Genomic DNA, 23,304 nt, shown 5'->3' on the forward strand with positions numbered 1-23,304 from the left:
TAAGAAAGATGTGACTAATGGATAGCTTTTTTAAGGGGGGTTAGGGGGGATCAATAAGTGCCTAAAATCACAGCCAACCACTTTTCAAACAACCTCTTAAAGGATAAGGACTAAAGTCCTTACTACGAACAATTTAAACTTGACAGAGTAGTAGGGTGCGTGACGCTAACGCTTAATTACGAATTACGAATTACGAATTATTTTAATCCCTTCGATTTGCGAAACTCCTGGACAACATCTTTAACATCACGTAATTCACCCTCAACCAGATAATTTAATTGCCGCATTTCATCTGCTGAAATCTTTCCAGCAACTGAAGCGATCGCTGTTCTTAATTCGGGATATTTTTTTAATATTTCTTGCCGAACAATTGGCACAGTTTCGTAAGGCGGAAAATAATGTTTATCATCCTTTAACACAACTAAACCCAAGCGAGAAATTTGCCCATCAGTGGAGTTACCCGCCACCATATCTACTTGTTTTTGAATCAAAGCACGATATATCAAACCCAAGTCCATGATTTGAGGAGATTTGGCAAAACGTAAATCGTAAGTTTTAGCTAATCCGGGAAAACCATCTTCCCGTTCTAAAAACTCGTAACCAAAACCACCGCGCCACTGTGGTGTATATTGAGTAGCTTCTGAGAGAGTTTGAATATTGTAGCGTTTGGCATCATCACCCCGGACAATCATCGCAAAAGTATTTTCAAAACCCAAGCTTGGCATCACTTCCAAATTGAATTGCTGGGAGTACGCTTGTTTTAATCTTTCATAAACTTCTTTAGGGTCATTAACTGCTTTTTGCTTTAAGATTCCCGTAAAAGCTGTACCTGTGTACTCAATATAAGCATCAATCTTGCCAGTAGTAATTGCGCTATGACAAACAAAAGAACCACCCAAACGGGGACGGCGAGATACTTTTAAATTAGTTGTTGCCTCTATTTGCTGTGCTAAAAATTCACCTAAAATATCTTGTTCAGTAAAATCTTTGGAAGCAACAATAATATTGCCATTGCTGCTACTATTTACATTTGGTGTACAGCTAGTGATTAGTAATAACAAACTAAAAGCTAAAAAGCACGATGCTAAAAATCTTTTCATTAATTTTTAATTTTTAATTTATTCTCCAACCAGCCAATTGCAAAGTCAGCCAATAATGCAATTACCGCCGCCGGAACTGCACCAGCTAAAATTAACTGATCGTTAACTACTGATATACCGCGAAAAATAAAGACTCCCAAGCCACCAGCCCCGATCGCAGCGGCAATGGTTGCAATGCCAATAGCAATTACCGTTGCGACTCGCACACCTGCTAAAATTACCCCCATTGCCAAGGGAATCTCAACTTGCAATAACAATTGTCTATCCGTCATTCCCATACCTCTCCCAGCCTCTCGAATCGCTGGATCTACACCAGTAATCCCTGTGTAAGTGTTACGAATTATCGGCAGCAAAGAATATACAGTCAAAGCAACAATTGCTGGTACAGCCCCAATTCCGCCAATTATAGGAACAGGAATGAGTAAACCAAAGAGAGCCAAACTAGGAATAGTTTGCAGGATATTCGCTATGCCGAGAATTGGTTGGCGGAGATAAGTTTTACGTGTAATTAAAATACCTAATGGAATGCCTATAAGTATAGCAATTCCAATAGCGATGCCTACTAAAAACAAGTGTTCTAAAGTATGCTGAAGAATTTCTGGGGCATACTTAACAAGGAAGAAATTTTTCATAAATTGTCTTGGAAGGAACGCAGACATTTAAGAAAGGCTAGGCTTTCTGGGTGTTGCGATCGCATAAATTCATCTGTTGTCCCCAATACTACCAATTCTCCGCCATACATTAAACCAATTCTCGATGCCAAAACCAAGGCTTCTTGAATATCGTGGGTGACAAACACAACAGTTTTGCCTAACTCTTGCTGCAAACGCCGAAACTCTTGTTGCAGTTCTAACCGCGTAATCGGATCGAGTGCGCCAAAGGGTTCATCCATCAACAACACAGGCGGATCTGCGGCTAAAGCCCTGGCTACCCCGACTCTTTGTCTTTGTCCACCCGAAAGTTCGTGCGGATAACGCCCTGCAAATTGTGCTGGTTCTAAACCCACTAATTGCAACAACTCATAAACCCGCGTTTTTATTTGTTTCGATTGCCAACCTTCCAAAGCCGGGACTAAACCCACATTGCGTTCAACTGTAAAATGGGGAAATAAACCAATTTCTTGAATGACGTAACCAATTTTTCGCCGCAATTTAATTTCATCCCATTGAGTTGTGGGAATACCATCAAATAAAACTTCGCCTTGTGTAGGTGTGAATAGGCGATTAATTAGCTTCATTGTGGTGGTTTTGCCGCTACCACTGCGCCCAAGTAATACTAGTGCTTCTCCTTGGCGGATGTTGAAGTTGAGATTTGACACCAAGGGGCGATGATTGCGGCTAAAGGTGACATCGCGGAATTCAACGGCGGTTTGGTTATTTTGCGGCATTAGTGGCTTTTAGTGGACGCTAGCCTGTTATTGACTATATGTATTATGTGCTGATTTTGCTAGCGTGCTAATACCAATTTTTCATGAAGCTGCATAAAATTCGATCCCCCCTAGCCCCCCTTTTTAAGGGGGGAACCGGAAAAACATCTATCAAAGTCCCCCTTTTTAAGGCAGGGCTGTTTCATTCCCTAAAAGGCGCTGATTTACAAGCGTTTCAAGCAAAAAAGTCAGGTGACTAAAAAATCTGATTGGGTAAGAAAATCACGTTCACACTGAAATTTACTCGTTGATGTGGTAGCTTTTATTTTTCCCAATCAAGCAAATTTCTGACTCATACTCTTGACAAAATCTTTAAGAGATCGAATGAAACAGCCCTGCTTTTTAAGGGGGATTTAGGGGGATCAAGATATGTGCAACTTCATATTAAATGGATATAACGTCCAATTTGTCAGATAACAGATTTAAGCCCCTCTATGCAGTTTTAGCATTTTCATCTGATGCTTGCTCTGCAACATTTTTCAAGCGGCTTGATCTGATTTTGCGAATGCGATCGCTATTTCGAACACCGCCCGCCATCTCATATTCGCGGCTGTCTTTGCCGTACTTGATTGCAACCACCATCAGCATCTTCTCAGAAAGCTGACTCAAGTTTTTTTCCATCTCTTCAATTTCAGTTTTAGAAGAGTCAACCACAGATAGAGCAGTATTATAAACATCAAGTTTGTTGCGTAACTGCTCAATTGACTCAATCAGTTTTTCCAGATTATAATTTTCGTCAAATTTGATGCTTGGAACAATCGATTTCAGTCCAGCTGATCTTAACTGAGCTTTTTCTAAAATGCGGGATGTACGTTTTTGACGAGACATGAAATTACTCCTTTAAGATGCTGTTAGAGCTAGCTTGGCTTAATTAAACTGCATTTCGGTTCAGCAAAACTCGCAGTTTTTGCTTATAAAATTTTCGGTTTATATCAGTAATTTTTCGGTATCTAATTAATATAAAAAAGTAAAAGTTAAACCACTCCCAACACGAGGAAGACCGCTCCCGTCACGAGGAAGACCACTCCCGGCACGAGGAACACCGCTCCCGTCACGAGGAAGACCACTCCCGGCACGAGGAACACCGCTCCCGTCACGAGGAACACCGCTCCCGTCACGAGGAACACCGCTCCCGTCACGAGAAAGAACGCTCCCGTCACGAGGAAGACCACTCCCGGCACGAGGAACACTGCTCCCGGCACGAGGAACACCGCTCCCGGCACGAGGAACACCGCTCCCGGCACGAGGAACACCGCTTCAGTTTGTTGTACGTAGATGCAAACCAAAGCGTCTAAATGGATGCCTCAAAAATTTGCTTAACTGTCTTAACTGTCCTTGCGTCTTTAATGGCGCGTCCTAGATAATACAAGCACGGTTTTCAAAAAAGCTGTAAATCCTGATTTAATCGATATATCTAAATCTAAAAAAGGCAGAAAAATGGATCTTGATAATCTAGCTCAAATTTCTAAACGAGATTTAGAAATCATTCAACTACATCAGTTTCAACAACCCATCTACTGTTGTAATGTCACTGCAATTGCCTATGCCTTTACCGCATTGGGATATCTGACGACTGTTGATGAGATTTTTTATGCTACCCAACTGCCGATCGCATCGGTTTTAGATGATGGCATGACGTTAGCAGAAACCTACGATACTTGTCGAACTTACCTTGAAAAAAAAGGAATACCTGTGTCCATTCGGGTAGAGCATTTTGATAAACCGAGTATGACGCTCGAAGCATTCACCCGTGAAGTTGAAGCTGCCGTTTGTGATGAAACTGATGTCCACATTCTTAACTTCAATACCCGTATTGCCCATGAAAATCCTAGTTTAGAAGGTGGTCACTTTTCCTTATTGGCAGACTATGACCCGAAAACTCAAGAAATAACCATTGCAGATACAAATCCTAAACGGTATACCCGGTTTTGGAAATGCCCAATTCAACGTATATATGCCGCTTGCGTAGATAAAGATTCCTCGTCAAATCGCTCTCGTGGCATGATTGTGCTTCGCAGGCTGGAGAAAGCTAATCTAAAAGATAACGGAGTGGTTCATCCATCAGAAATTGCTTTGAATGCTCTTCATTCTGAATAATTAGTTAGAATCACAGCCAACCATTTTTAAAATAACTTCTGAAAGATAACTAATAAATGTTGATGCTGAATATAGCGGTTCTCGAATGGAAGCAATACAATTTGACCTCTCTCCAAACCTCTCTCCTAAAAGGAGAGAGGCTTTGAATCTTACTCCCCTTCCCTTATAGGGAAGGGGCTGGGGGTTAGGTCTGTATTGTACTCAACTCATAACCGCTATATGACTGCGTAGGTACTTTTGTAAGCAATGCCTACGGCGGTAAACTACGCAGTTTATGAGAGATAGTTAGTAGGGTGTTGTAGAAATGCGATCGCTTTTTGCCTATAAGATAAATCTACATATTTAATACACTACTCACCAACAAGTCTAAGTGCTGACTCCAAAACTTGTGTACTGACTCTAAAACCAACTTGAATTAGTTGTTCAAAAATCGGTTTAGCGGCTTCTACCTTACCTTCCCGTTTTGCAAGCAGAATAACACCGAGAGTTCCTCGCACCGGAATCTCTAAAGCAAGTGCTGCGGTTTTTGCGGCGCGATCATCTAAAATTGCTTCATAGCCAGGATTGTTATATATCCAGGTAAGAACGTGACTCTCTCCTAAACCAAGACCCCATGCAGCAATCACTGGATCGACTTGTTCCACATCTTGAATATAGCTAGTTCCTTCATTCAAAATCCAGAGTTTTGCAGGGTCATTATCCGGTGCAATGCAGATTTCTTGAACAACACCGCTAGGAATGACAACTTGACTACAAAGTTCCCAAAGCAAATGAACTTGGTTAATCTTAGTCAGTACAATCAATGGAGAAGCATTTACAACCCATTGTCTAGTCACGCGCTAACTCCTGGGCTAATTCTTCAGGAGTTACTTGAAAAGGTGAAACATTATAGCGATGGAGTGCTTCTAGGAATTGGTGACGACTAACTCCGGCAATTTCAGCAGCTTTAGATTGGGAAAGCGTACCAACTTCATACCATTTGACAGCAGCAGCTAAACGCATCTCTTGAACAAACGTTTCTGGGTTAGTGCGGAGTGCTGAAAAAGCATCATTTGGAAGTTGAATGCTAATTTGTATGGTCATAAATTCAGTTAAATTGGTAGCTTGTTTTTATGATGTTTATTACGATAATACTGGATTGTAGTGTATGATATCCAATCGTAAGGGCTATAGTTTAACGATGAGCAACGGCAAGAGAAAATAAGTATAATAAACACCGCCATACTCAGCACTGATAGCACACACCAAGTTGTTATTTTGCCGAAAGATTTTCAACTCACTGGCACAGAAGCCTATATCAAAAAAATTGGTAACGCTATTGTTCTTATTGCCAAAGATAACCTTTGGCGATCGCTCATTGACAGTCTAGACAATTTCTGTGATGATTTTATGACTAATGCGATCGCTAACTCATAGACACCAGAGAGAGTTTGTAAATGCGATGCAAGTTAAGCGTTCGCGCAGCGTCCCATAGAGAAAACTCTCGTAAAGAGAGAAGCGATCGCAAAGGTGTTGGGATTGCTGTATTGGGTTTATATAGATTGTGTATTTTTGCTTTCAGATAAGTGAATCGTATGCAAAACTTGTTCTCTTAAGTTCTGTAAATTAACACCCAAGTTCTCCAAAACCCTTACTGATACGCCGTATTCTAATTTAATAGAACCCAAAAGCAGGTGGCCAGTACTAATATAAATGTGATTAAGTGCTCTAGCTTCTTCTAAAGATAACTCTAAGACTCTTTTTGCATTTTGTGTAAAGGGAATTTCTACTGCTACAAGACCACTACCACGTCCAATAATTTTTTCTACTTCTATACGGGCATCTGCTAGCTTAATACCTTTCAATTTCAGCACTTGAGCAGCAACACCAGTTCCTTCTCCAATCAGTCCTAAGAGTATTTGTTCTGTACCAAAAAAATTATGACCAAGACGGCGCGATTCTTCCTGCCCTAACATTATCGACTTAATCGCTTTATCTGTAAAACGTTGAAATAAACCTTCGTCTTTGTACTCTGTCTGTTCAGCTAGTTTTATTTCTGTAGATTTAATATTTACTAATTGATTTTTTACTTCTTTCTGTATTAAGGTCTCAATAGACTTTTGGTGAGAAGATTCAGATGGTTTTAATGTGTCTTTCCTTATGGCTATCGGCACTTCAATCAGATCAATATCCTTATCTCTAAGTTGCAAGAGTTGCTGTAAATGCTTCAATTCCTCCAATGTATGCTGGCTCAGAATCCCTTCGTTTTGTATCGCCTCAGCCAGCGCTTCTTGATATTCCTTGAGATTTTCTTGATACTTGTGGTAAGGTTCCAAAACTTCGTTTTCAATTTGGGTTACTATCTCAATTGACAAACCCAATTCACTTTGCCGGCGTTTGAGAATGCGGCGACTCACAGACGAAATCTTACCATCTCTAGCCCATCGCTCTACTTCTTTACGGTACTCTAATTGAGGATCGCCTACAGGAGCTTTTGCTAACTTAATTTTAAAGCCTTCCCTAACAGCATAAATTTCTGGCTTCATTGCTGGAGCTGCTTCCTGCACTTTTTTACGGGCATATTCATGCAGTTCATCTACAGAAATCATGCCATCGTTATCAGTGTCAGCCGCGCCTTTCTCAATACCTTCCACAATGTAGCGGGTGTAAACCGATAAGTCTGACCCTTCTTGTTCAAAAGAATACTGAGTAGATGTGGAAGAAGTTAGTACCGCCCGTCCTTCCCCTCCCAGTTGATTCTTGATATCTATGCTGTTATCATCTTTTGCTTTCATACCTTCAGCAAAAGCACCGCTAAAGCAACAGTCAAGAATAATTACCTGTCGCCGAGAACGGCTATTTTCCATCATTCCATGTATGAGGGTAGCAGTAGTGGCGGTAGTTTGAATGAGTTCGCCTTTAAGGTTCTTACGGGTTTGGCTATTTGTCAAAGATAATCTGCCAGCTTCATCTTTAACACCGTGTCCTGAGAAATACAGCAATACTAAGTCATCTTTTTGACGACCAGAAAACAAAGTTTCAATTGCTTCTTCCATTACCTGGCGTGGAGGATTTCCCAGTACTGTAATATCAGCATCGGCAAAACCACCCATTTCTGAGTGCTGTAAGACTCGCTGCATTGCTTTTATATCTTGGACAGCCCCAGGTAAAGCATTTAACCCTGGTTGATAGTCACTAATTCCAATCAGCAATGCTAGCTTTGCCATGTATCTAATGAGTGCGAATAAAAACAAATATATTTCAATGGGGAAGAGGGAAGAGGGAGAATCTTTAGTCTTTTGGCTTCTTCGTCTTTTTTCTCTGTAGCTAAAGCGAAATAGAATTCGCCGCTACACAAGAAAAGTCCACATCCGTGGACTAAGAAAAAATTGAGCATTTGAAACCCACGCAGGTGGGTTTTGTCTGTATAGCCGCGATTTCTAATCGCCCGGTATATTTCCAAACATGAAATACTCGTTAAGACTCCATCTCCGCCAATTCTAACCAGCGTTCAGTCGCCACATCGATCGCGTGCTTGAGCTTTTCCACATGATCATACAGTTTCTGAACTTGGCTATAATTCCCCGGTGAGACATTCGCTAGGGTTTTCTCGGTTTCTTCTTTCTCAGCCTCTAACTCGGCAATTTTACCTTCTAACTGCTCAAATTCTTTCTTCTCCCAATTGGATAATCTCCGCCGCTTGGTATTCTCTCCATCCTTGGGTGAAGCCGCACCATTATTTTGAACTTCGACATTTTTCGGCTTCTCCTTAGCGTTAGCAGCTTGCTGCTGTGCCTCTTCAGCCTTCTTATAGTCTAGATAAATCGAGTAATTACCTGGATATTGCCTCAGATTACCGCCTTCTTCAAAGGAAAATACTGTGTCGATGGTGCGATCAAGAAAGTAGCGATCGTGAGAAACTACAATTACACAACCGACAAAATCTTCTAAATAATCTTCTAATACTGCCAAAGTCTGAACATCTAAATCGTTTGTCGGTTCATCTAAAATTAAGACATTGGGCGCACTCATCAACACCCGCAACAGAAATAAACGGCGTTTTTCACCACCAGAAAGTTTATTAATTGGGGCATACTGTTGATTACCAGGAAACAAAAAACGCTCCAACATTTGGGAGGCAGTAATTTGAGTCCCATCGGTAATTTTGATAAATTCTCCTTCTTCTTTGATGTAGTCAATCACGCGCTGATTTTCGTTTAAGGCTGTGAGCAATTCTTCAGAATGTTGGTCAAAATAACCAATGTGAATTGTAGTCCCAATTTCGGCAACACCTGAATCTGGCTGAATCTGACCAGTAATAATATCCATTAAAGTAGATTTACCCGCACCATTAGCGCCGATGATACCGATGCGGTCTTCTGGACTAAATTCGTAGGTGAAATTATTAATTAAGGTGCGTCCATTATAGGCTTTGGAAATGTTATTTAATTCAATAACTTTTTTGCCAATGCGACGACCAACTGTCGAAATATCAACTTTACCCTGAACTTCTTTAAATTCAGTATCCCGCAGAGCATGAGCGCGGTCAATTCTAGCTTTTTGCTTAGTACTTCTAGCTTTTGGCCCTTTTTTGAGCCATTCTAACTCACGCCGCAATAAGCCTTGATGTTTCCGTTGACTACTGACGGCAGATTCTTCAGCTAAAGCTTTCTTTTCGAGGTAATATGAATAGTTACCGGAATAAGTGTAAATGTCGCCTCGGTCAATTTCTACGATCCGATTGGTGACACGATCCAAAAAATAGCGATCGTGGGTGATCAGAAAAAGTGCGCCGCGATAGCGATTTAAATAACTTTGTAACCATTCTACAGAAAGAGCATCAAGATGGTTTGTTGGCTCATCCATAAGCAAAACATCAGGTTCTGCTAGCAATGCTGATGCTAAAGCAATGCGCTTACGATAGCCTCCAGATAAAGTGCCTATCTTGGCATCGAAGTCAGAAATTCCTAATTTTGTGAGGATGATTTTAGCATTAGTTTCTAGTTCCCAAGCATCATTTGTATCCATCTTTTGCATCACCGCAGAAAGGCGAGACATCAGTTGGTTATCATCTGGATAGTGAGCTAATTTATCTGATAGTTCTTCATACTCACGCACCAAAGCTGTATGTTCGCCACTGTCAGCAAAAACCTGCTCTAAAACTGTGTGATTTTCATCTAAATCTGGCTGCTGGGGTAAGTAGATGATTTTAGAACCGGAGTTAATTATAATTTGACCGCTATCAATGGATTCTAACCCGGCAATCATTTTTAATAGGGTTGATTTCCCTGAACCGTTAGTACCAATTAAGCCAACTTTATCGGTAGCATCAAGGCTAAAGCTGGCATCTTTTAAAACTTCTTTAATGCCAAAGTCTTTTTTAACCGACTGGAGTGTAATAATACTCATAAAATCTAGTAATTTTTTATTGATCGTTAGTTAGTAGGTAAAGCACATACCTTACCTACATTCGCCGAATTCTATACAAATAAATCCAAGGGTAGATGTCCATACATTTCGTTGATTCCGTCTTCGTGGTAAGACTGGCAAGATACTAATACTCCACGATGATGTCCAGCATAAGAATCAAGATAGCACAAGCCATTTTTACCGTTTAATTTGATATAAACTGGCCCTTCCGGTGTCAGCAAATTGTTTGGTGGTTCATAACCCAAAGCCAAAGAGTAGGTCTTCATAGCCAATATTCCTTCTTCTGCTGTATCGGCACAAATTCCTAAAATTTGATAATCAGCAAGTTTAGTTACCAAAGTTAGGGCATCACGAATTACTGCTTTTTCTGATGGCTTGAGAATAGGCGCGATGTCTAGACAGTTAAATTTATTCAGTAATTTTTTCGCTTCTTCGGCGGTGAGATTGTGAGGATTGGGGGTTGACATAAACTTTGATTGATGAGCTTGTTGGTTTTTCTGTTGTGTTTGAGTTGGGACTAGCCCAACTTATACTATTTTGGATTTTAGACTTTGGCTTTGTTCAATGAATGATTTTAGATTGCAAATCGTCCAAGTATTGGAGAATTTGTCTGAAAAACAGAGCAAATTCCATAATAGAGAGATTGTTATCTAATGCCAACTCCTTACGGTTGATTTGGGACATTCCCCAGGTTGAATATAAAAGGTACACCGCTTTTTGAGTCGCCACCCATAACGAGGACTTTGGGCATTTGAGCGCCGCCACTCTTCCAAGCTTCAATTGCTTCTTTTTGTAAAACTAACTGTCCTCCTTGGGCTTTGAGTGTCTCTGCTAAAAGCCTTTGAGCTTCTGCCCTACCTTTGGCGCGATTCACATCCGCTTGTGCTTCTTGTTCTGCTTCCCGTGCTACATAAACGGCTCTTTGCGCCCGTTGTTCAGCAATTTGTTTTTCTTCCACTGCTCTGGCAAATTCTGGCGAGAATGCTAAATCAACTACGCTAGTATCTAACACAATTATCCCATATTTGTCTAAGCGATCGCCTAACGCTTGATCGAAGTCTTCTTTCAATTCACTTCTTTTGGTAATTGCTTCTTCTACTGTTCTTCTCGCTGCTGCAATTTTAAATGCTTCTTGTGTCTGAGGTGCAATGATTTTTGATACTATATTTGCTAATGTTCCTTGTTTTCTTCTAACTTCAACTACCTTGATAGGATCGAGGCGAAAGTTGATCGCAAATCTTGCAGATAAATTCTGTAAATCTTTTGTAGAACTTTCGGCTGGCACTTCAAATTTTTGAACAGTCAAATCATACACATCTATCACTGAGATAAAAGGCGGTTTAACGTGAATCCCTTCTAATAAAGCGCCATCTCTAGCTTTACCCAAGATGCTGATCACTCCTGCTTCTCCTGGGTTAATAATGATAAAGGAATTTAGTCCCAAAATCACTAGTGTTGCTAACACAATTCCTAAAACTGTGGTTTGCCAATTTCCGAATTGCTGATTTTTCAAATTCCTTTCTCCAATATGAATTTGTCATTTGTCATTTGTCATTGGTCATTTGTCATTTATTATTGGGCATAATTATTCCCCATTCCCCATTCCCCATTCCCCATTGTCCATCCTTAGTGATGATATTAACCAATTAGAGCGGTTACTGGATGGGGGAGCGGATGATATTATCCAAGTTTCCACAACTGTTTGAATTTATTGTTGCAAACATTAGGGATATGCAAAACACAGATATAGTTGTTATTGGTAGCGGTATTGGCGGTTTGAGTTGTGCTGCTCTTTTGGCACGGTATGGCTTTGATGTGATAGTCTGCGAAAGCCACTCCATTGCTGGAGGTGCTGCTCATGGTTTTGAGCGCAATGGTTTCAAATTTGACTCGGGCCCGTCTCTCTACTCTGGACTATCTTACAGCCCCTCTGCTAACCCTTTGCGACAAGTGTTAGATGCAATTGGTTCTGAATTGCCATGCGTCACCTACGATACTTGGGGTTGTTGTCTACCAGAAGGTGATTTTGACACGGCGGTTGGTGCAGAGCAATTTTGTGAAGTGCTGATGAAATTCTGTGGTGATGATGCTGTTGCTGAATGGCAAGAACTCCAGCGCGTTATGGAACCATTTGCTAGGGCTGCAACTTCCATACCACCAGCCGCATTACGCTTTGATTTTGGTGCAGCTAGAACTGTGGGCCCGTTTCTTCCATCTCTGACAAAAAATGTGGCGAATATAATTAAGCTGACGGGCCCCTTCAGCCGGATTATGGATGGGGTTGTTAAAGACTCTTTTACCCGAAACTGGCTAAATTTGCTGTGTTTTCTCCTTTCTGGATTGCCCGCAGATGGTACTAGCGCCGCAGAGGTAGCATTTATGTTTGCGGACTGGTACCGCCCAGATGCAATCCTGGAATATCCAATTGGGGGTAGTGGTGCTTTAGTTGACAGCCTTGTACAAGGATTAGAGCGTCATGGTGGGAAGCTGATGCTAGGCGCTCATGTGGAAGAAGTGCTTGTAGAAGGTAATCGTGCGGTGGGTGTGCGTCTGCGCGATCGCTCCGAAATTCGCGCAAAACGAGCAGTAATTTCTAATGCCTCGGTTTGGGACACACTGAAGTTACTACCAGAAAAGGCAATACCTAAACAGTACCGCAGCAAACGACAAGCTACACCTGAGTGTGATAGCTTTATGCACCTGCATTTAGGCATCGATGCTCAAGGATTACAGTCAAATTTGCGGTGTCATTACATCGTAGTCAATAACTGGGAGTTGGGCGTAACAGCACCTCAAAATGTAGTGGTGATTTCCATCCCTTCAGTTCTCGATCCATCTTTAGCACCACCAGGTAAACACGTGATTCATGTCTATACACCTGGTAATGAACCATACTCTATCTGGCAAGGAATGGATAGAAGGAGTCAAGAATATGCCGAACAAAAGCGATCGCGTGCAGAAGTAATGTGGCAAGCTCTACAACGGATAATTCCCGATATTCGCTCTCGTTGCGAAGTCACACTTGTTGGTACACCTCTAACTCACGAGCGTTATCTTCGTCGTCACCGAGGTTCTTATGGCCCGGCAATTCAGGCTGGAACTGGGATGTTTCCTGGCCCCGGCACACCCCTACCAGGATTGATGTGCTGTGGCGACTCAACGTTTCCCGGTATTGGTTTACCAGCAGTCGCCGCTAGTGGGCTGATTGCTGCCAATACCCTTGCACCAGTTAATAAGCATTTAGCAATGCTTCAGGATATCAAATACATTTAATTTTTGGAGTATAAAATTTATCAATGTAGGTTGGGTGCAGTGAAACGCAACCCAACATAACCACCTTATTTATGTTGGTTTACGCGATCGCTGTACCCAATCTACAAAACTTGGGATAAGCCAGAAAGCCCTCATGTAGAGACGCAATTTATCGCGTCTAAAAGACTGGTACGTTAGAGAGACGCGATAAATCGCCGTCTCTACGAAGAATGTACTAGGCATTCCCAGGCAGAGTCTGAGAACAAGTGATTTATTCTCTCTGACTTCCTTGTCGATTTACAGACTTGTTCTAACCCACCAGCTTATTTTCTCTAAATTAGGATCTATCTCTTGCCAAAAGCTTGCTAAAGAGTCTGCTTCTCTTGCTGCTGCGAGTGTTTTATCTATACTGTCAAAGTTTTTTTGAATTACCTGTTTATCTAATTTAGGAATATCTAATTTAAGATATTTCAGACGGTTGGGTAACTCTATTTTCTCTTTTGTTGGCAAGTTAATAATTTGCTCAACTTGTTCTAAAATTTGGTCTATAGATGCGACGACTTCTTCAATACTCGGTTTTTTAGTTTGTAATTGTAAATCTTTCTCCTCAAATGTTTCTTCTTGATTGCCTAACTTCACTACCACTATTTTGACGAAGAAAATATTGTAATCAATGCCACTAACTTCACCCACTTGGTTGTAATATTTTCCACTTTTATTAATAATTACTATGTCACCTTTCTCAATTTTGTCTTTCATAATTACTACAGCCTAGAAATAAATTGCTAAATAATCTCCTCTACAGAAAATACTACTCTAAAGCCACAAACCCTCAGTCCACCGTCTGACTCATTCCAGCTACGGCTGGCGCTGCGACACAGTTCGGCATTGAAACTCCAAGAACCACCACGTAGCACTCGGCGATTAATATCACCGCCAACTTCCCAAGCTGTTCCATCTGAAGGTGCATCGCTGTAATTGTTGTGCCACGAGTCAGCGCACCATTCCCAAACTAGCCCGTGCATATCGTATAATCCAAAGGCGTTGGCGACTTCAAAACTACCGACGTTAGTTGTTTCTCTACGAAATTTGCTTGCTGTTTCAATAGTGCAACTGACTAACTCAGAGGTAATGGTTTCGCCAAAGTGGAAAGATGTTGTAGTTCCAGCCCGACAAGCATATTCCCATTCAGCCTCACTAGGTAAACGATAGTCGCGCCCAGTTTTTGCTGATAGTCTGAGACAGAATTCTACAGCCTCATACCAAGATACATTTTCTACTGGTCTATCTAAACCTTTAAATTTTGATGGATTGGGATTTAAAGCTTGTTTTATTTTGGGTAAAGCTGCTACTACTCTCCACTGTGCTTGAGTTACGGGAAATTTTCCCATAAAAAATGGTTCGACGGTAACTTTATGCCGAGGACGTTCATCAGCATCTCCTTCAAACTCCGGTGAACCCATCATGTAAGTACCGCCAGGAATCGATACCATTCCTAAGGTGACAGATTTACCCAATTCTTCCGCAAAGAAGTTGGCATTACCACTCATGCGGTTTACTTCTCTACCACCTGTGTCTACTGTCACTACGTCAAATTCAAAAGTTTCTAAGGGAGGTAATGGTACTATTATTTTTTGTGGTAGCGGCGGTAATATAGGTTGAGACATCGAAACAATTTTGAGAGCAACAGGTTCAATATTAGATGTTGCAAATTTCAAATCGTTGATAACTTCTACTGCTGTTTGATATCTTTCACTGGGTAGATGCTTTAGTAATTTCTCTAAAATTCTTCCTAAGTCGTCGCTAATAGTAATACCGTTTTCTTGTAATTTTTCGCGCCACAACCATTTAGCATTCATGGCATCATAAATAGGGTCATTAACCTGTCCAGAAGCATCCTGCAAAGGCAAACATCTAGTTAAAAGACGCACACAAGTTACACCCAAAGCATACAAATCACTGCCGTGACAAGCAAATCCAGCCATTTGTTCAGTTGGGGCATAACCAAGGGTATAAATTACTGTCGCTTGTCTTCCTAAACTGGTTTGTGTTACCTGTTTAGCACCGCCAAAGTCAATTAATACGGGTTTTTGATCACTTGCACGGCGGATAATATTTTCTGGTTTGATATCTCGATGAATGACGTTATGGGCATGAATGAATTCCAGAACTGGCAATAAATCAGCTAAAAGTTCCCAAATCTGTTTTTCACCATAGATTTGCTGCTGAACTTCTTGTAAGAGAGTTTTTCCTTGAATGAATTCTTGGACAAGATACAAACTAGCACCTTGCTCAAAATAAGCTAGTAATCTAGGAATTTGGGTGTGATTTTCTCCTAGTTCATACAACCGAAAAGCCTCTTCTTTAAAAAATTCTGCTGCTTTGGTGCGTTGTCCGGTTCCCTGAAATTGGGGGAAAAATTGCTTGATAACGCAAGGCGCGTTTAGTCTGTCTACATCCTCTGTAGAATATGTTCTACTAAATCCACCTTCACCTAAGAGTCTTAATACGCGGTAACGGCTTCTTAGAAGTTTGCCAAAGTTGCTTTGTCCGCAACTCACGCAAAATCTATTGCTAGCAGAGTTGAATGGATTTGAGCAATTGGGATTTTGGCAGATTTGCATAATGAGGGGGAAATAGCATTTTCTCCAAAGTTAGCCCCAATATTATCTAATTGAAAACAGTTATGTAGAGAAGCGAACACTGAAATTTATTCATGTGCTAAAACTTCTTTCAACACGAAAACAAAAAGATGAATAAATTTTATATATTTATTTATGTTGGGACGTTTTTAACTATTGGTAAATACAAATACATAAGTATGAAGAATGTAGAGGAGTTTACATTGCAACGTCTCTTGAAATATAGCTTTTTTTGCCATCCAAAAAAGTTCACGGAGAACCAAGTTATCCATAATTTTGATTATTAATTACAAGTTTTATTTTTAGCTTTTATTTTCTCCAGAAGCGCGAATTAATTCAGCTATAAAAGCAACGATCGCAGATACTGAAATCAACATGACGCTCAAAGCGTTAATATCAGGCTTGACTCCTGTTCTAATCCGGCTAAAAATTTCCATTGGCAGGGTGTTAGAACCGCTACCCGCAGTAAAGCTGGAAATAAGAAAGTCGTCTAAGCTGAGGACAAAAGCCAAAAGACAACCAGCCAAAATACCAGGCATCAGTTGAGGTAATAATACTTGAATGAAAGCTTGGGTTGGTGTAGCGCCTAAATCTAGTGCTGCTTCTTCTAAATGGGGATCTAAATTGGTAAGTCGTGAAGCAACTACAAGTCCGACGTAAGCTAGACAAAACACGATATGCGCTGCAACTATCGTCCACAAACTTAGGGGTATGGCAAAGGCGGCTAAACAAACTAGGGTTGCCACTGCGATCGCAATATCGGGAATAATCAATGGTAAGTAAGCAATACCCCGATACAATTTCTTGCCAGGAAATTCGTAACGTGCTAACCCAACGGCCATCAAAGTTCCCAGTACGGCTGAAACCCCAACTGCACAACCAGCAACGATCATACTGTTTTGCAAGGCTGATAAAATGCGATCGTCGCTGAATAACTTGCGATACCAATCGAGAGTGAATCCTTGCCAAGTTGCGCTATAGGGTGACTGATTGAAGCTATAAAAGCCAAGTACCAGTATAGGCAGGTACATGAACACAAATATTACTAGTGAGAAAACCGCTTGCCATGAGACACGCGGTTTTTTGAGAGATGGAGAGATATTCACGTTTATATATATGATTTTTATTGATAGCAATACAAAATATCACATTTAATGTAATAAGTCAATAAATTAACTCTATTTTCTCCCTCTGGACTACTAGAGAATCTAACTTATGGAGGTAGAAAAATTAAATTCTCGTGACTTCCTATTGCCTTTAAATAAGGTTAATAGGAACAGGATTGATTGTTACCTTGAAAAACTTGGATAGAACTTCTAACAAAATTGCTGTTTTTGATTTCAAAATACCTAATTTATCGAAATCTGTCTTTTGGACGGCTACAGTTTATCTTTTAGAGTACGGAAAGCCGTCCAAAGAGTGCCTATAGGTTTTATTATTTAATTAATATTTGTAAATCCGATATTTGATAACCTAAATTGGATATTTATCGTCTAATATGACTATTTAAAGTGAGTTTTGGCGTTTTTATGAAATTATTGTTAATCAAAAAGTCTATATTTAAAATTACACCAAACAATTAAAAATTAATATATAGGAATGTATTTACCTCTTTAGGAGTGGGTAATTTCCGTACTAGGATAGACAAGGAATATAGAAAAAACAGCATAAGATTTAAAGGAAATTGTTAGTAAGTTTAGTATCTGAAGTTACTTTCTGATGCCAAGTGAATCAATTACAAGCACTACGACAACAGAAATAAAAACTTTTAATTCTAGCTTTATTTTTTAGGAGGTTTGTGATGAGAATTGCTCAAGTAGCTCCATTATGGGAAAGAGTTCCACCTCCAGCTTATGGTGGTATAGAGTTAGTAGTGGGATTACTAACCGATGAGTTAGTCCGACGCGGACATGAAGTAACTTTATTTGCATCGGGAGATTCTATCAGTCTGGCAAAACTTGTGTCAGTTCATCCCCGTGCCCTCAGACTCGATCGCACTATCAAAGATTACAGTGTTTATGAAATGCTGAATCTCGCTTCAGTGTATGAACGCGCAGAAGAATTTGATATTATTCACTCCCATATAGGATGTGGGGCGCTAGCTTACGCAAATCTCGTCACAACTCCTACAGTTCACACGTTGCACGGTATTTTCACCCCTGACAACGAAAAGATGTTTAGTTTTGGTAAAAAACAACCCTACGTTAGTATTTCTGATGCACAACGAGAACAAAGGTTAGGGTTGAACTATCTAGCAACGGTCTACAACGGAATTGATGTCAGCAGTTATAATTTTCACGCCCAACCAGAAGATCCTCCCTACCTAGCGTTTTTAGGTCGGATGTCTCCTGAAAAGGGAGCGCATTTAGCAATAGAAATTGCAAAACAAGCAGGTTGGTGCTTGAAAATGGCAGGTAAGGTAGATGTCGTTGATGTGGAATACTTTGAAAAGGAAATCAAACCGCACATTGACGGAGAGCAAATTCAGTATTTGGGTGAAGCTAATCATGCTCAAAAAAATGCTCTCATGGGAGGCGCATTTGCAACTCTATTCCCCATTACTTGGCGGGAACCCTTTGGATTAGTGATGGTTGAGTCAATGGCTTCGGGTACGCCAGTGATTGCGATGAAGTTGGGGTCTACTGAAGAGGTAATTTCCCACGGTAAGACGGGTTTCCTCTGCAATAATCTTCAAGAGTGCATCAGTGCTGTGGATCGGGTAATAGAGTTAGACCGCTATACTTGCCGCCAATATGTCGAAGACCTTTTCAGCGTTGAGCAAATGACTGATGGCTATGAAGCGGTTTATCAAAAAATAATAGCAGAACGATTTTCTCGGAATGGGCATTCACGCAGTTTGATTAGTTTAAGTAGCGATCGCATTTAATTTGTATGCCACAGAATCCCCTGTCCCAGATCCCCGACTTCTTTGAGAAGTCGGGGATCTTATTCTTTAAACAAAGACTGCTACCAAATCACGCGATGTCTACGACGGGCTACGCCTACGCGCCATTTTTCCAATGTCTTCGCTTTAACCCCTGGAACTCTTTCTAAGTCTTGTAAAGATGTAAATTTTTGCTGTTGACGGCTAAGAATTATCTGTTGTGCTAACTTCTTACCCGCGCCAGGGAGAGTTTCTAATTCTTCTAAACTTGCAGTGTTAATATTTATTTGTTTAATTGCTTGTACTTCACTTGATGAAGAACTTTTTATCTGGGGACAGCGTGTTTGTTCTAATTTCACCTTTTCTTGAATTGCCGGTGGTAAGCCGGGTTTAACTTTGGCATAAAGACGAGCAAATTCTCGCACATAGTGAGCCGCAACTATGGGATTTTCAATTACTACAAGTGTCTCATCATTACCATTATTGGCAGCATCTGACCAATTATGAGAACCTGTAATTACTGTTTGGCTATCTATTACACCAAATTTGTGATGCAATAAATCGCCTTTGGGTAACACAGGTACACCTACAGTAGTAATGGGATTTTGCCAAGGATTGTTATCAACTTCATATTTACATTTATTACTGAGAGTAACTCCCATCATATCTAAGGCTTCACTGTACGGACGATATGCAAATTGTGGTTCAATTAAAGCGCGAATTTGTACGTTTTGTTGATGGCGATTTTCTAAGATATTGGCAAGTCGCTGATCGGAAAAGACAAATAAGGCCATGTCAACAGATTTGGTTGCTGAATCTAAAGTTTTACCAATTAAGCCATTACTACTGTTACTCCAGGGTTCAGTCGGAGAAGTTGGCGAAAATTGCACAGTAATTGTGGTTTGATTTAATCTAATTTTTTTAGGCGAGTGTCCTTCAGACACGCTACGCGAACGCATCGGTTTTTGTAACCCAAATCGACTATCTGGCTTACCTTCTGGCCCATCTCCCCACATAATATTAAACTCTTCTGTAAATAAAGATGCTAATTCTGGGCTGTCAATCTGCAATAAGTTATTGGCATTGCCTAAAGTATTGGAATTTGTGAAATCACCATAAGTATCACTTAACGTAAAATTCGCTGAAGTGATAATTACAATGCGATTATCTACAATCACAAATTTATGGTGCATCAAGCTGCTACCTGCTGAACCATCTGCTCGATCGTCTATCCAGGGAATTTTAGCATTCTGCAAAATTATCAAAGCATCTCTTTGATTGATTTCTGCCGGGCTGAGTTGATTATCTTGGTTAATATCGATAAATTTGCGAAATTCGTTGTAGCGTTCTTGTTCCCTTTTATCTAACTTAGTTACTTCAGCAGATGTTAAACTACTCCAAGGTCTGCTGTAGTTATTTTCTAAAATTATCCTGACTTTTACCCCAGCTTTTTGTCTATCAACCAGTGCTTGGGCAACTTTGGGTAAACGTAATTCTTGCACTGCCACATCAATCGTAGATTCAGCGTGCATAATAGCATTGACAATTTGTTTTTCTAAATCATCCCCCAAGCGAGTTTGCTGACGGTAAGCTTCTTTGTATTCTGAAGACTCAGAATGGTTAAAGTAGACTTGAACTAAAGGGTCTTGTGGTAAAGGTGCTGGACGCTGATTGAAAGACTGGACTCGTTGACAACCAGCGAGGGAGAATATTAGTAAAAAGATATATGAAAAATATCTTTGTCTAAAGATAAGTTGCACTGTAATCTGTTAAAAGTGGATTGGGAGTGGATAGATTTATCATTCCCAAAATTTTGTATTCTAAATTAATTAGAAAAATAACTTTCCAAACAAAGGGAAAAATTCACTCCTAGATGCAGAATTACCAAGATTTTTTTCAGGATTTATCCAGGTAAACTGCATCTTCTGAAAAGATCGCCAGCCTATTACCAAAGTGTGTTCTCACTATTATCGGCTATATGCAAATTTATCTAGATTACAGCGCTACTACTCCCACTCGACAAGAAGCGATCGCAGTTATACAAACAGTCCTGACTCAACAGTGGGGCAATCCCTCCAGCTTACATGAGTGGGGACAACGGGCTGCAACGGTTGTGGAACAAGCCAGAGTTCAAGTGGCTGGTTTAATTAACGCCGTCAGTCCTGAAGCGATCGTTTTTACCTCTGGTGGCACTGAGGCAAATAATTTAGCGATTATGGGTGTGGCTCGGTTATATGCTGTTCCTCAACATCTAATTATTTCCAGCGTCGAGCATTCCGCAATTTCTGAAACAGTAAAGTTGCTAGAAATGTGGGGTTGGGAAGTTACGCGCTTGTCTGTAGATGTTAAAGGTAGAGTCAATCCCTTGGATTTAAAGGCGGCGTTGCGACATAACACAGTTTTAGTTTCCATAATTTACGGTCAAAGTGAAGTAGGGACAGTGCAACCGATCGCAGCATTGGGTAAAATTATGCGATCGCATGGTGCTTTGTTCCATACAGATGCGGTGCAAGCTGCGGGACGTTTACCCATAGATGTGCAACAACTCCCAGTAGACTTACTTAGCCTTTCTAGTCATAAAATCTATGGCCCCCAAGGTGTAGGGGCGTTGTATGTGCGTCCTAGTGTGGAATTGATGCCCTTACTAGGTGGTGGTGGGCAAGAAATGGGGCTGCGTTCTGGTACGCAAGCAGTACCGATAATTGCCGGGTTTGGTGTAGCAGCAGAATTAGCAGCGCAAGAATTGGTTACAGAAACACCACGATTAATTGAGTTACGCGATCGCGCTTTTGCCCAACTAGCTGAGATTCCTGGTTTAATTCCTACAGGGGATAGCTGCGATCGTTTACCTCACCATGTGAGTATGTGCTTAGAAAACGCCGATGGTAAAAAATTGAGCGGTAAAACCTTGGTACGACAGTTAAACCTTGCAGGCATCGGCATTAGTTCTGGTGCTGCCTGTCACAGTGGTAAACTTAGCCCAAGCCCGATATTGTTAGCGATGGGCTATTCCGAAAAAGCCGCTTTGGGGGGAATTCGCATCACATTGGGGCGTGATACCACTGAAGCCGATATAGATTGGACGGTAATGGTATTGAAGCAAGTTTTGCAAAGGCTAACACCGGATTTATCTTTAGTTAAGCGTTGATAGCTCATACTAAAATTTAGATACAGCATTTGTCGAAGTGTTTTCTATGTCCCTGCAAGAGCTTAAAGAGCAAGCCCGTCAACTGCCAGCGAGCGATCGCCTTGAACTCGTCCGTGCGATTATTGAATCCTTGCAAGATGTTCCAACCCAACCACCTGAGCGATCGCGCATCATCAAGCAGATGAAAGGTTTATTGAAGACTGACAAGCCAGCGCCGACTGATGAACAAGTGGAGTTCATGCTAGAAGAGCGTCGGGTGGAGAAATATCTTTAGTGAGAGTTTTGATTGATACCAACATCATTCTAGATTATTTGCTAGACCGAGAACCGTTTTTGCAAGATGCAAAAGCTCTGTTTAATTTGATCGATTCTGGACAAGTGGTTGGATACGTGACTGCAACAACACTCACTGATATTTTCTACATCGCCCGCAGACAGACTCAAAGTGTTGAACTTGCTAGACAGGCAGTTTCAACCATACTGGCGGTTTTAGTTATTTGCTCTGTAAATCGGGCTATTTTAGAAGCAGCTTTTGCATCTGGTTTAGCTGATTTTGAGGATGCGGTACAAATTTATTGTGCAGTCGCTCAGAGTTTAGACGCGATCATTACTCGTGATTTGCAAGGGTTTTCCAATTCAGCTATACCTGTTTTGTCAGTGCGTCAGCTATTAGAGCAGCTTGGGCCAGTTGAGAAGACGCAGGATTAGTCGTTTCAGCATCACAAAGAAGTGCGATCGGCTATTGCTCTTGCTTCAATCTACGTTGTTTTCTCTCTACATATCCTGACCTACTTTGCTAAGGCTTGGGAATACCAGAATACCATCTCTTCCACCAAGGAGTATTTGCCCAATGAAATTCGCGCTCAATTTTGACTAAAAGTTCTGCAATTTTTGAAGGTTCCCATTGCTTTAATTCATCGATTTTTCCTGGCTGAGATAATTCTTCACTTAAATATTCTGACATAACCTTGTCAATCCATTCGTTGCTAACTTTATTATTTATTATCACAAGAAAATCTACTATTTCGTTTGGTAGATTTTTCTGCCTTAATTCATCTATTGCTCCTGGCTGAGAAAGTCTTTTTTCAAGTGCATTAAGGATTTTTTTGTCTTTTTGCTTGAAATATACATTTTTTAATTCTCTTTCATACCAAATCAAAAAAATCCCCATTAATACTATACTGGTAGTATATATAAAGAAATTGCTTTTCCAAAAGTATAACCAATCTTTTTGATATAGAGCTTTATAGTTAAACCCGGATTTCTCACAAACTCAGAAAAAACCGGAGCTTAAAACTGATAAAATGTATACATAGTAAGTATTTCAGCAGTTTGAACCGATGAAT

General features: G+C 40.6%; 22 protein-coding genes and 3 pseudogenes. 7 read left to right on the top strand and 18 right to left on the bottom strand.

The annotated features are described in order from the left end of the window. Nucleotides 1–197 precede the first annotated feature (197 nt). The 5 genes from V7K69_RS26690 to V7K69_RS26710 all read right to left on the bottom strand — a co-directional run bounded on the left by V7K69_RS26690 (nucleotide 198) and on the right by V7K69_RS26710 (nucleotide 3,812). Complete coding sequence (locus V7K69_RS26690) at nucleotides 198–1,100, bottom strand: glycine betaine ABC transporter substrate-binding protein (protein ID WP_335040026.1); 903 nt, start codon at nucleotides 1,098–1,100, stop codon at nucleotides 198–200. Beyond that, a complete protein-coding gene (locus V7K69_RS26695; RefSeq protein WP_163927431.1) occupies nucleotides 1,100–1,732 on the bottom strand; it encodes an ABC transporter permease in 633 nt (210 codons plus the stop codon). The genes V7K69_RS26690 and V7K69_RS26695 overlap by 1 nt, the downstream gene beginning before the upstream one ends. After that, nucleotides 1,729–2,487, bottom strand: a complete 759-nt coding sequence (locus V7K69_RS26700; RefSeq protein ID WP_012409202.1) for an ATP-binding cassette domain-containing protein — start codon at nucleotides 2,485–2,487, stop codon at nucleotides 1,729–1,731. The genes V7K69_RS26695 and V7K69_RS26700 overlap by 4 nt, the downstream gene beginning before the upstream one ends. A gap of 471 nt (nucleotides 2,488–2,958) precedes the next feature. Further along, nucleotides 2,959–3,354, bottom strand: coding sequence for a hypothetical protein (locus V7K69_RS26705; protein ID WP_114085936.1), 396 nt, complete (start codon nucleotides 3,352–3,354; stop codon nucleotides 2,959–2,961). A 146-nt stretch (nucleotides 3,355–3,500) separates the two neighbouring features. Then, the gene (locus V7K69_RS26710; protein WP_335040037.1) at nucleotides 3,501–3,812 is read right to left on the bottom strand and encodes a hypothetical protein; all 312 of its coding nucleotides are present in this window, start codon (nucleotides 3,810–3,812) and stop codon (nucleotides 3,501–3,503) included. A 115-nt stretch (nucleotides 3,813–3,927) separates the two neighbouring features. Between V7K69_RS26710 and V7K69_RS26715 the strand changes: the two are divergent. Beyond that, nucleotides 3,928–4,623 (top strand): annotated as a pseudogene (locus V7K69_RS26715) (phytochelatin synthase family protein); the annotation flags it as partial. Between the two features lie 350 nt (nucleotides 4,624–4,973). Here V7K69_RS26715 and V7K69_RS26720 read toward each other — a convergent pair. Both V7K69_RS26720 and V7K69_RS26725 read right to left on the bottom strand, forming a co-directional pair. After that, on the bottom strand, nucleotides 4,974–5,459 hold the full coding sequence (locus V7K69_RS26720) for a DUF3368 domain-containing protein (protein WP_335040039.1): 486 nt from the start codon (nucleotides 5,457–5,459) through the stop codon (nucleotides 4,974–4,976). Beyond that, the gene (locus tag V7K69_RS26725; protein WP_335040041.1) at nucleotides 5,452–5,706 is read right to left on the bottom strand and encodes a UPF0175 family protein; all 255 of its coding nucleotides are present in this window, start codon (nucleotides 5,704–5,706) and stop codon (nucleotides 5,452–5,454) included. The genes V7K69_RS26720 and V7K69_RS26725 overlap by 8 nt, the downstream gene beginning before the upstream one ends. Nucleotides 5,707–5,880: 174 nt before the next feature. Here V7K69_RS26725 and V7K69_RS26730 point away from each other — a divergent pair, with 174 nt between their 5' ends. Then, nucleotides 5,881–6,039: a hypothetical protein gene (locus V7K69_RS26730; RefSeq protein ID WP_335040043.1), complete on the top strand. Its 159-nt coding sequence runs from the start codon at nucleotides 5,881–5,883 to the stop codon at nucleotides 6,037–6,039. Between the two features lie 152 nt (nucleotides 6,040–6,191). Here the strand turns inward: V7K69_RS26730 and V7K69_RS26735 are convergent. From V7K69_RS26735 to V7K69_RS26755, 5 genes and pseudogenes are all read right to left on the bottom strand, one after another. Beyond that, nucleotides 6,192–6,578: pseudogene (locus V7K69_RS26735) on the bottom strand (Clp protease N-terminal domain-containing protein); the annotation flags it as partial. 564 nt (nucleotides 6,579–7,142) lie between these two features. Beyond that, nucleotides 7,143–7,829 (bottom strand): annotated as a pseudogene (locus tag V7K69_RS26740) (caspase family protein); the annotation flags it as partial. Nucleotides 7,830–8,079: 250 nt separating this feature from the next. Then, nucleotides 8,080–10,011 carry an ABC-F family ATP-binding cassette domain-containing protein gene (locus tag V7K69_RS26745; protein WP_335040045.1) on the bottom strand — a complete coding sequence of 644 codons (1,932 nt, stop codon included), beginning with the start codon at nucleotides 10,009–10,011 and terminating at the stop codon, nucleotides 8,080–8,082. Between the two features lie 71 nt (nucleotides 10,012–10,082). Further along, nucleotides 10,083–10,499 carry a DUF1824 family protein gene (locus V7K69_RS26750; protein WP_335040047.1) on the bottom strand — a complete coding sequence of 139 codons (417 nt, stop codon included), beginning with the start codon at nucleotides 10,497–10,499 and terminating at the stop codon, nucleotides 10,083–10,085. Nucleotides 10,500–10,696: 197 nt separating this feature from the next. After that, nucleotides 10,697–11,545, bottom strand: coding sequence for a prohibitin family protein (locus V7K69_RS26755; protein ID WP_012409195.1), 849 nt, complete (start codon nucleotides 11,543–11,545; stop codon nucleotides 10,697–10,699). A 218-nt stretch (nucleotides 11,546–11,763) separates the two neighbouring features. On the opposite strand from V7K69_RS26755, the gene V7K69_RS26760 reads away from it, so the two are divergent. Then, on the top strand, nucleotides 11,764–13,305 hold the full coding sequence (locus V7K69_RS26760; protein WP_335040050.1) for a phytoene desaturase family protein: 1,542 nt from the start codon (nucleotides 11,764–11,766) through the stop codon (nucleotides 13,303–13,305). A gap of 69 nt (nucleotides 13,306–13,374) precedes the next feature. Here the strand turns inward: V7K69_RS26760 and V7K69_RS26765 are convergent, their stop codons facing one another. The 4 genes from V7K69_RS26765 to V7K69_RS26780 form a co-directional block, all read right to left on the bottom strand. After that, nucleotides 13,375–13,527: a hypothetical protein gene (locus tag V7K69_RS26765; protein ID WP_335040052.1), complete on the bottom strand. Its 153-nt coding sequence runs from the start codon at nucleotides 13,525–13,527 to the stop codon at nucleotides 13,375–13,377. 54 nt (nucleotides 13,528–13,581) lie between these two features. Continuing rightward, nucleotides 13,582–14,043, bottom strand: a complete 462-nt coding sequence (locus V7K69_RS26770; protein ID WP_335040054.1) for a hypothetical protein — start codon at nucleotides 14,041–14,043, stop codon at nucleotides 13,582–13,584. Between the two features lie 26 nt (nucleotides 14,044–14,069). Further along, nucleotides 14,070–15,908 (bottom strand): bifunctional serine/threonine-protein kinase/formylglycine-generating enzyme family protein, encoded by a 1,839-nt coding sequence (locus tag V7K69_RS26775; RefSeq protein WP_335040056.1) that lies wholly within the window; start codon nucleotides 15,906–15,908, stop codon nucleotides 14,070–14,072. 320 nt (nucleotides 15,909–16,228) lie between these two features. Further along, nucleotides 16,229–17,032, bottom strand: coding sequence for an ABC transporter permease (locus tag V7K69_RS26780; protein WP_335040058.1), 804 nt, complete (start codon nucleotides 17,030–17,032; stop codon nucleotides 16,229–16,231). Nucleotides 17,033–17,727: 695 nt separating this feature from the next. On the opposite strand from V7K69_RS26780, the gene V7K69_RS26785 reads away from it, so the two are divergent. Further along, entirely contained in the window at nucleotides 17,728–18,813 is a 1,086-nt protein-coding gene (locus V7K69_RS26785; protein ID WP_335040060.1) for a glycosyltransferase family 4 protein, read from the top strand. A gap of 80 nt (nucleotides 18,814–18,893) precedes the next feature. On the opposite strand, the gene V7K69_RS26790 is transcribed toward V7K69_RS26785, so the two are convergent. Beyond that, on the bottom strand, nucleotides 18,894–20,570 hold the full coding sequence (locus tag V7K69_RS26790; RefSeq protein ID WP_335040062.1) for a DUF655 domain-containing protein: 1,677 nt from the start codon (nucleotides 20,568–20,570) through the stop codon (nucleotides 18,894–18,896). 218 nt (nucleotides 20,571–20,788) lie between these two features. Here V7K69_RS26790 and V7K69_RS26795 point away from each other — a divergent pair, with 218 nt between their 5' ends. Genes V7K69_RS26795 through V7K69_RS26805 form a run of 3 tightly spaced genes read left to right on the top strand, consistent with a single transcriptional unit; the run spans nucleotide 20,789 to nucleotide 22,666 of the window. Beyond that, on the top strand, nucleotides 20,789–21,958 hold the full coding sequence (locus V7K69_RS26795; RefSeq protein ID WP_335040064.1) for a cysteine desulfurase family protein: 1,170 nt from the start codon (nucleotides 20,789–20,791) through the stop codon (nucleotides 21,956–21,958). A 46-nt stretch (nucleotides 21,959–22,004) separates the two neighbouring features. Continuing rightward, nucleotides 22,005–22,232, top strand: a complete 228-nt coding sequence (locus V7K69_RS26800) for a hypothetical protein (RefSeq protein ID WP_335040066.1) — start codon at nucleotides 22,005–22,007, stop codon at nucleotides 22,230–22,232. Further along, nucleotides 22,232–22,666, top strand: coding sequence for a PIN domain-containing protein (locus V7K69_RS26805; RefSeq protein WP_335040068.1), 435 nt, complete (start codon nucleotides 22,232–22,234; stop codon nucleotides 22,664–22,666). Before V7K69_RS26800 ends, V7K69_RS26805 begins: the two co-directional genes overlap by 1 nt. An 88-nt stretch (nucleotides 22,667–22,754) precedes the next feature. Here V7K69_RS26805 and V7K69_RS26810 read toward each other — a convergent pair whose 3' ends face one another. Beyond that, nucleotides 22,755–23,129: a hypothetical protein gene (locus V7K69_RS26810; RefSeq protein WP_335040072.1), complete on the bottom strand. Its 375-nt coding sequence runs from the start codon at nucleotides 23,127–23,129 to the stop codon at nucleotides 22,755–22,757. Nucleotides 23,130–23,304: the final 175 nt, after the last annotated feature.

Source organism: Nostoc sp. (assembly GCF_036917775.1).
Lineage (GTDB): Bacteria > Cyanobacteriota > Cyanobacteriia > Cyanobacteriales > Nostocaceae > Nostoc.